The sequence below is a fragment of the Corallococcus sp. CA049B genome, assembly GCF_003611685.1.
In the GTDB taxonomy this organism is placed as follows: Bacteria; Myxococcota; Myxococcia; order Myxococcales; family Myxococcaceae; genus Corallococcus; species Corallococcus coralloides.
This window is the reverse complement of record NZ_RAWC01000310.1, coordinates 1-8,095: the sequence shown is the minus strand read 5'-3', so window position 1 is coordinate 8,095 and position 8,095 is coordinate 1. Positions and strand designations below refer to the sequence as shown.

General features: G+C 71.5%; 9 protein-coding genes. 5 read left to right on the top strand and 4 right to left on the bottom strand.

From position 1 onward, the window contains the following. The first annotated feature begins 220 nt into the window (after positions 1–220). Complete coding sequence (locus D7W82_RS36900; protein ID WP_120622777.1) at positions 221–1,903, top strand: glutamine--tRNA ligase/YqeY domain fusion protein; 1,683 nt, start codon at positions 221–223, stop codon at positions 1,901–1,903. A 115-nt stretch (positions 1,904–2,018) separates the two neighbouring features. After that, positions 2,019–3,209 (top strand): hypothetical protein, encoded by a 1,191-nt coding sequence (locus D7W82_RS36895; protein WP_147439732.1) that lies wholly within the window; start codon positions 2,019–2,021, stop codon positions 3,207–3,209. On the opposite strand, the gene D7W82_RS36890 is transcribed toward D7W82_RS36895, so the two are convergent. Then, a complete protein-coding gene (locus D7W82_RS36890; RefSeq protein ID WP_120622775.1) occupies positions 3,204–3,692 on the bottom strand; it encodes a GNAT family N-acetyltransferase in 489 nt (162 codons plus the stop codon). The two genes, D7W82_RS36895 and D7W82_RS36890, sit on opposite strands and share 6 nt — an antisense overlap. Before the next feature lie 114 nt (positions 3,693–3,806). Next, on the bottom strand, positions 3,807–4,310 hold the full coding sequence (locus D7W82_RS36885) for a DUF3592 domain-containing protein (protein WP_120622774.1): 504 nt from the start codon (positions 4,308–4,310) through the stop codon (positions 3,807–3,809). Positions 4,311–4,478: 168 nt separating this feature from the next. Here D7W82_RS36885 and D7W82_RS36880 point away from each other — a divergent pair, with 168 nt between their 5' ends. Then, a complete protein-coding gene (locus D7W82_RS36880; RefSeq protein WP_120622773.1) occupies positions 4,479–5,312 on the top strand; it encodes a 3'(2'),5'-bisphosphate nucleotidase CysQ in 834 nt (277 codons plus the stop codon). Here D7W82_RS36880 and mug read toward each other — a convergent pair whose 3' ends face one another. Next, positions 5,313–5,867 carry a G/U mismatch-specific DNA glycosylase gene (gene mug, locus D7W82_RS36875; protein WP_304988763.1) on the bottom strand — a complete coding sequence of 185 codons (555 nt, stop codon included), beginning with the start codon at positions 5,865–5,867 and terminating at the stop codon, positions 5,313–5,315. A 141-nt stretch (positions 5,868–6,008) separates the two neighbouring features. On the opposite strand from mug, the gene D7W82_RS36870 reads away from it, so the two are divergent. Beyond that, positions 6,009–7,268, top strand: a complete 1,260-nt coding sequence (locus D7W82_RS36870; protein WP_120622772.1) for a glycosyltransferase 87 family protein — start codon at positions 6,009–6,011, stop codon at positions 7,266–7,268. 71 nt (positions 7,269–7,339) lie between these two features. After that, positions 7,340–7,648: a hypothetical protein gene (locus tag D7W82_RS36865; protein WP_120622771.1), complete on the top strand. Its 309-nt coding sequence runs from the start codon at positions 7,340–7,342 to the stop codon at positions 7,646–7,648. Between the two features lie 18 nt (positions 7,649–7,666). Here D7W82_RS36865 and D7W82_RS36860 read toward each other — a convergent pair whose 3' ends face one another. Next, positions 7,667–8,041: a DUF423 domain-containing protein gene (locus D7W82_RS36860; RefSeq protein ID WP_120622770.1), complete on the bottom strand. Its 375-nt coding sequence runs from the start codon at positions 8,039–8,041 to the stop codon at positions 7,667–7,669. Between the last annotated feature and the right edge of the window lie 54 nt (positions 8,042–8,095).

Here is an 8,095-nt window from a genome sequence, read left to right as displayed (position 1 = left end):
GCCCATGGGGGACGACGCCGCCATGGCCCAGGCCCTGGGGCGGGTGGTGACGGACGCGAAGTGGCGGGACGGGCTGCGCCAGCGGGCGCTCGACCGGGCGGACGAGTTGTCCGCTGAACGGGCCCTCAAGGCCTGGGAGTCGCTGCTGGCGGAGGTCTGACGCGCAGGGGCAGGAAAACCTTGCTCCCCTGGTTCAGCTTCCCAGAGGATTCGCACCATCATGACGACGACGAACGAGACGCAGGGCCTCAACTTCCTCCAGGAAGTCGTTGAGGAAGACCGGCGGACGGGAAAGCACGGCGGACGCGTGCACACCCGCTTCCCGCCCGAGCCCAACGGCTACCTCCACATCGGCCACGCCAAAGCCATCGTGCTGAACTTCGGGCTGGCGCAGCAGTATGGCGGCAAGTGCAACCTGCGCCTCGATGACACCAACCCGCTCACCGAGGACACGGACTACGTGGAGTCCATCCAGCGCGACGTGCGCTGGCTCGGGTTCGACTGGGACGACCGGCGCTTCTTCGCGTCCGACTACTTCGACCGGCTCTACGCCTTCGCGGAGCAGCTGATTTCGCAGGGCCAGGCCTACGTGTGCAGCCTGTCGCCGGAGGAGATCTCCCAGTACCGCGGCAACTTCACCACGCCGGGCAAGGACAGCCCGTACCGCACGCGCACGGTGGAGGAGAACCTGGACCTGTTCCGCCGGATGAAGGCGGGCGAGTTCCCGGACGGCAAGCACACGCTGCGCGCGAAGATCGACATGGCGTCGTCGAACCCCGTGCTGCGCGACCCGCCCATCTACCGCATCCGGCACGCGCACCACCACCGCACGGGCGACAAGTGGTGCATCTACCCGCTCTACGACTTCGCGCACTGTCTGTCGGACGCCATCGAGGGCATCACGCACTCCGTCTGTACGCTGGAGTTCGAGAACCGCCGCGTGCTGTACGACTGGATCGTCGACGCGCTGATCAAGGGCGACCGGCCCTACCAGTACGAGTTCGCGCGGCTGAACCTCACCTACGCGGTGATGAGCAAGCGCAAGCTGCTCCAGCTGGTACAGGAGAAGCGCGTCTCCGGCTGGGATGATCCGCGCATGCTGACCATCAGCGGCCTGCGCCGCCGGGGCTACACGCCCGCGTCGCTGCGCGACTTCGCGAAGCGCATCGGCGTGAGCAAGTCCGACAGCCTCATCGACATGGGCGTGCTGGAGCTGTCCATCCGGGACGACCTCAACGAGACGGCGCCGCGCGCCATGGCCGTCCTGCGCCCGCTCAAGGTGGTGCTGGAGAACTACCCGGAGGGCCAGACGGAGGAGCTGGAGACGGCGAACCACCCGAAGCGCGAGGACATGGGCACGCGCAAGGTGCCGTTCATGCGCGAGCTCTACATCGAGGCGGACGACTTCCAGGAGGTGCCGGAGAAGGGCTTCTTCCGCCTGGCGCCGGGCAAGGAGGTGCGCCTGCGCTCCGCGTACTTCATCAAGTGCGAGAAGGTCATCAAGGACGCGGCGGGCAACATCACGGAGCTGCGCTGCACGTATGATCCGGCCACGCGCGGTGGCGACTCGCCGGACGGCCGCAAGGTGAAGGGCACGCTGCACTGGGTGCCGGGCAACGCGCCCGTGGCGCAGGTGCGGCTGTTCGACCGGCTCTTCTCGGTGGAGCAGCCGGACAAGGACGAGACGAAGGACTTCAAGGAGTTCCTCAACCCGAACAGCCTGGAGACCCTCTCCGGCGCGCGTGTGGAGCCGATGCTCGCGGACGCGAAGCCGGGCGACCGCTTCCAGTTCGAGCGCCTGGGCTACTTCTGCGCGGACGCGGTGGACTCCAAGCCGGGCGCGCCCGTGTTCAACCGCACGGTGACGCTGAAGGACTCGTGGGTGAAGGAGCAGAAGAAGTAGGGCGCTCCTCTTCACTCCGCTGAAGCTTCAGGGAGGCCCCGGGTGGACGCACCCGGGGCTTCGTCGTTCCGCCCCCTCCCTGGTGGGCGATGGTGGGCCGTGAGGCGGGTGCTCCATGCTGGAGCGGGCACTGCCGCCCCTGCCTCCAGGAGCCCGCCTCGCCATGCTGCTCCAACCGCTGCCGCGCCCCTATCCGCAGCCGACGCACGCGGAGGTGGAGGCCATTGGCCGCATGCAGGACGCGCCCCTGCGCAACCTGCACATCACGCACACGTACCACGTGCTGAAGGTGTGCTTCGCGGGCGTGCTGGGGGAGGTGGATCAGTCGTGGTGCGGCTTCTCCACCTGGGCGTCGAAGACCGCGGGGACCTTCATCCGCAAGGAGATGGTGGCCGTGCTGGAGCGGGACATGCTCTCCCGCGCGGAAGCCGTGATGCGCGGACTGGGCGTGACGCAGGCCCGGCTCCTGGGCTCGTGGGGCCTGCCGTCGGGCGTGGCCACCGTGCTGTCGCGCGCCGTGGACCCGGTGATGAGCGCGGTGGCGACGCACATCGCGCAAGGCAACCTGCGGGTGTTCCAGGAGCTGGGGCCGCTCTACACGGCGATGCTGGAGCACTTCACCGGTCCTGATGCGAAGAGCCCCGCCGCGCTGGAGCGCGTGGTGGCCGTGCTCAAGCCGGGGCCGCTGGAGTCCGGGGGCCAGGACCTGCTCATCCGCGCGGTGCGCGCGTACCACGAGGCCCTGAGCCTCACGCGCACCAAGGAGCGGGCGGAGCGCGTGCTCCTGGCCAACGCGCTGGTGGGCTACCACGAGCAGGTGCGGTTGCAGGAGTCCATCATCGGGGCGCTGGGGGCGCCGCTGAAGGAGCTGTTCCTGGACCACCTGAGGGAGCTGCTGCGAGCGCGCGGACACGGGATGCCGGAGCCGTGGCTGGCCGCGGTCTTCACGCCGCTGGCGGAGCGGCTGGAGCGCTGCTGGCGCGAGCTGATGACCCTGGAGCTGCCGGACCGGACGCTGCGGCTGGGCGAGGACATCCCGGCGCTCTCCGCCGCGGCGGACTTCCCGCCGGACCTGCTGCGGCTGGAGCACCCGGAGCTGTGCGCCCTGCTGAAGCAACTGGACCGGACCCCGGATGACACGGCGGGCAGCGCGGCGCGGGACTGGGGCTCGGTGAAGGACCGGATGAACCTCATCGTGGACCTGTTCCGCTCACGCCAGCAGGACCGCGTCCTCTACGAGCCGCCCTTCACGCCCGCGCAGGTGGAGGCCTTCCAGCAGGGCCGGATGCCTGGCGGAAGGCTATGAGCGGGGCGGCGTCTCGCGGGTCATCTCCACCATGGTGGGACGCCAGCCCAGCCGCGCGAACAGGCGCTGCGCGGCTTCGTTCTTCGCGGCGGTGTGGAGCACCACGCGCGGCGCGCCCATCTCCGTGAGCCGCTGCACCATGGCCTCCGCGAGCAGCTGTCCGGTGCCGGTGCCGCGCGCCTGCTCCTCCACCCAGATGTCGTGCAGGGCGCCGCACTTGTCGAGGAGCATGTTCCAGTCCACGCCCTCCATCCGGCCGTAGCAGTAGCCGACCACTTCGCCGTCCAGCTCGGCCACGAGCACCACGGCCTCCTGCGGACGGCGCGCCTCCTTGCCCAGCCACCAGCGGTAGCCGGACTCGACGTCGTCCGGGACCATGAAGCGCCGCGGGTCGAAGCCGTGGTGCTGGCGCGCGAGCGCCGCGCCCATGCGGCCCAGCGCGGGCGCGTCCGAGTCCTTCGCGGGGCGGATGGTGACGGGCATGCGTTCTCCAGGGAGCGGGTGTCCGCTCCAGGTTGCGCATCGTGGGCCGCGCCTGTCGAAGGCTTCCTCGGGAAAATGCTCAGCCGGCCACGCGGACGGGCGGCCTTGCGTCGTCTAGCGGGCCTTCGCGCGCATCCGCGGTGCGGCGTCCCTGGCGTCGCGCAGGCTGGAGCGGGCCAGCTCCACCAGGCCCCAGGCGGCCACGAGGGCGAACACCGCGCCCCCCAGCGTCAACACGTAGTTCACGAAGCCCGTGTCGCCGCACTGGAGGCACGCCACGGACGGGTCCTCCGGCTCGTAGTGCAGCGTCACCGGGGCGCCGGCCGCGTAGTGGTGCGACACCGCCTGCGCCTCCGCGAGCCCGCCTGCGCCGTGGCCGTCGAAGGCCACCGTGTCGGAGGTGTACGGGACGCCGTTCACCTCGTAGCGGTAGCTCACCTCCGGGCGGAAGCTCACCGCGCGCTTGCTGCGCAAGGTCTCCACGCGGGAGCTCATCACGGTGCCCTGCACGGTGGGCCAGTCCTTGCTCACCTTCGAGCGGTACACCATCCGTCCGCCCGCGAACGCCAGCGCCACGCCGATGCCCAGCAGGGCCAGCCCCATCAGCCACTTCATCATCGTCCGAGTCCTTGCTTGCCTCCCGCCGCGCTGCCCTGGGCGAGGAAGGCGAATCCCCTTGGGGAGTGCAGCCCCCGGGCCAGGGGCTCCACCCCGGAGGGATGGGGGCGCGAGGCGGGGCAGATTTCCCCACGGGGGCAATTCGCCCCGGTAGACTCACGGGCCTCCATGCCCGCACTCGCCCAAGAGCTCGAAGTGGCCCGGCGCATCGCCCGCCAGGCTGGTGACATCCTCCTGCAGGTCTACGCCACGGACTTCTCCGTCACGGACAAGGCCGGAGGCGCCGGGCCCGTCACGGTGGCGGACGAGCGCGCCAACGCCTTCATCGTGGGCGAGCTGCGCAAGGCCTTCCCGGCGGACGGCGTGGTGGCGGAGGAGAAGGAGGACGTCTCCGACGCGAAGCGCTTCAGCCGCTGCTGGTTCGTGGATCCGCTCGACGGCACGCAGGAGTTCGTGAACCGCAACGGCGAGTTCGCCATCCACATCGGCCTCGCCGTGGAGGGCCGGGCGGCGCTGGGCGTCGTCTACCGCGCGGTGGGGGATGTCCTGTACTCCGGCATCGTCGGCGAGCAGGGCTCCGTGGAGGACCCGCGGGGCCGCCGCGCGCTGCGCGTGTCGGACGTGGCGGACCCGGCGCAGCTGCGGCTTGTGGTGTCGCGCTCGCACCGCTCGAAGACGACGGACGCGGTGGTGCAGCGGCTGGGCATCACGAAGGAGACGGAGTCCGGTTCGGTGGGGCTCAAGTGCGGCCTGCTGGCGGAGGCCCGCTGCGACCTCTACGTGCACGTGAGCGACAAGAGCTACCGCTGGGACAACTGCGCGCCGGAGGCCGTCATCCGCTCCGCGGGCGGCGTGCTCACGGACCTGGCGGGCAACGCGTACCTGTACGACGGCTCCGAGCTCCAGAACCGCCGGGGCCTGCTCGCGTGCAACGCCGCCGCCTTCGACAAGGTGCTGCCCGTCGCGTCGCAGGTGGCCCGCGAGTCCGGCCTGTTGAAGTAGTCAGCGCGGCTCGACCGCGCGGCGCAGCTCGCCGTACAGCCGCGCGAGGTCCGGGAGCTGGTAGCTGGCGTTGAGCCCGCTGGGATTGGGCAGCACCCACAGCCGCGCCGCGCCCAGCGTCTCCTCCTGCGGTCCGAACCTCGCCTTCGGCCGCGAGAAGGCGGTGCGGTACGCGCCCAGCCCCAGCACCGCGAGGTACTTCGGGCGGTAGCGCTTCACCTTGCGCGCCAGCGACCTCGCGCCCTCCGCGTACTCCTCCGCGCCCAGCTGGTCCGCGCTCGCCGTGGCCCGGTCCACCACGTTGGTGATGCCCAGGCCCAGCGCCAGCAGCTCCGCCTGCTCCGCCGGCTTCAGGAGGCGCGGGGTGAAGCCCGCCGCGTGCAGTGATGGCCAGAAGCGGTTGCCCGGCCGCGCGAAGTGCACGCCCACCACCGCGGAGTAGAGGCTGGGGTTGATGCCGCAGAAGAGCACCCGCAGGTCGGGGGCCAGCAGGTCCGGCATGGTGCGGCCGGTGGCGGCGAACAGCTCGTCCTTCGTGGGGCGGTGGAGCTTCATGGAGTGGGCAATCCAGGCCGGAACCTAGCGGGTCGGGTGCCGCCTCGCACGTCCATGCGCCTGGGCGTGGCCCGGGCAGGGAGGGGGACGGACGCCTTTCCCGGCGACAGCGCCCGGTCCTCACGGGCAGAGTGACACTCCGTGTCCGCATCGACATCGCCCGAGCCCTCGCGGCTGACGCCCAGGCACTGGCTCGCGCTCGCGCTGGCCGTGTTGCCGCTGGCGCTCTACGCCTTCTCCTCGCGCCAGGGCGACCTGCCGCTGTACTTCCGGACGGCCCGCGCGTTCCTGGACGGCGCGGTCCCCAACCGCGACTTCCGCTTCGAATACCCGCCCTACGCGCTCCTGTGGTTCGTGCCCGCGACGTGGGCGGGCGGCGACCTGCGCGGCTTCATCCTCGCGTTCGGCCTCCAGCTCACGCTCATCGACGCGTTCATCAAGTGGCTGCTGCTGTCCGAAGGCGTGCGCCGGTGGGGCGCGGCCTGGCGCGCGTGGGTGCCGTTCGCGGCGTACTCCGTCGTCAGCTGGCTCCAGAGCGTGCACTACCTCAAGCGCTACGACCTCATCCCCGCCGCGCTCGCGCTGGCCGCGCTGGTGGCCCTGATGCGCGGGCGCGAAGGCCGGGCAGGTGCGTTGCTCGCGGTGGGCACCGTCACCAAGCTGTACCCGGCCGTGCTCGTGCCGCTGGCCCTGGCCGTGTGCTGGCGCCGGGGCGCGAAGCCGACGCGGGCCCTCATCACCGGCCTCGTCGCGGGCGTGCTGCCGCTGGTGCCGCTGAGCTTCGTGTGGCCGTGGTGGCGCTTCGCGGCCTTCCACGTCGAGCGGGGCCTCCAGGTGGAGGCCCTCAGCGCGGGCCTGCTCTGGGCCGCGCACCTGCTGGGCTTCGCCCACGTCCAGTGGGTCCACGCTCCCGCCGCCTATGAGCTGCACGGCGCGGACGCCGAAGTGGTCCGCGCTGTCACCCGGCAGGTGTGGGTCGCGGGCCTGCTGCTGGCCGTGGCGGTGTCCGTGCGCGCCGCGTGGCGCAGGCCTCCGGTGCACATCGAGGACGGGGCCCGGCTGACGCTGGTGCCGCTCGTGGCCTTCGTCATCCTCAACCCGGTGCTGAGCCCGCAGTACCTCATCTGGCTCACCGGGGCCGCCGCGCTCGCGCTGCTCTCCGGAAGGGCGTGGCCGTCCGCCGTGCTGCTGGTGGCCGCCGCCATCACGCGCGGGCTCTTCGCGGGCAGCACCTACAATACGGGCTGGCAGCCGTCATTCACGCTGCTGCTCCTCGCGCGCAACGCGATGGTGCTCTTCGCGGGGCTCGCCTGGGCCCGCGAGGCGTGGCGGTGGGGGCGCCCTGGCGCCGCTGCGCTTCCGGAGGCAAAGGACGCACCCGCGCCGACACCGCCTCCCTGAAGCCCGGTTGCCTGCCCGGCATGGACCGGAGCGCCGCTGCGAAGCCGGGCGCTCGTGGTTACAAGGAAGGCATGGCTCGTCCGGTGAACGTCAACGCCCTGCTGCCCATCGAGGCGGAGCTCCAGCGCGAGCGCGCCTCCGGGTTGCGCCGCTCCGGCGACAAGCTGGAGGGTGCCCTCGCCCTGGTGGCCCAGGCGGAGAAGGAGCTGCGCGCCCTGCATGGCCTGGCGCGCATGGAGCGCTACCCGGCGTACCGCGCTCTGTGGAAGGAAGCGGAGCGGCTGCGCTGGAACCTCACCGTGCAGCGCGAGGCCTGTGGCCTGCGCAACCACAGCGACCTGGACCTCATCTACCCGCTGCCGCCCCTGCTGAGGGCGTGACGCGGGCTGTCCGCCGCTTCACGGTGAGGTGCGCCACGCCGCCACGGCGAAGAGCGCCCAGCCCACGAGGAAGCCCAGGCCGCCCAGCGGCGTGATGGCGCCCAGCACGCGCACGCCGGAGAGGGCCAGGGCGTACAGGCTGCCGGAGAAGAGGACGATGCCCGCGAGCATCGCCCAGCCCGCGGACTCCAGGAGCGCGGAGGGGCGCACCGTGCCCAGCAGCCCCACCGCCACCAGCGCGAGCGCGTGGTACATGTGGTAGCGCGCCCCGGTTTCGAAGATGACCTGCAGGTCCTGCGCGAGCCGGGCCTTCAGCGCATGCGCCCCGAAGGCGCCCGCCGCCACGGCCAGGAAAGCGTTCACCGCGCCCACCACGATCCACCACCGCATCATCGAGTGCCTTTCTTCGCGCGCTTGACTGCGGCACGCTACACCGCGCCTCACGGC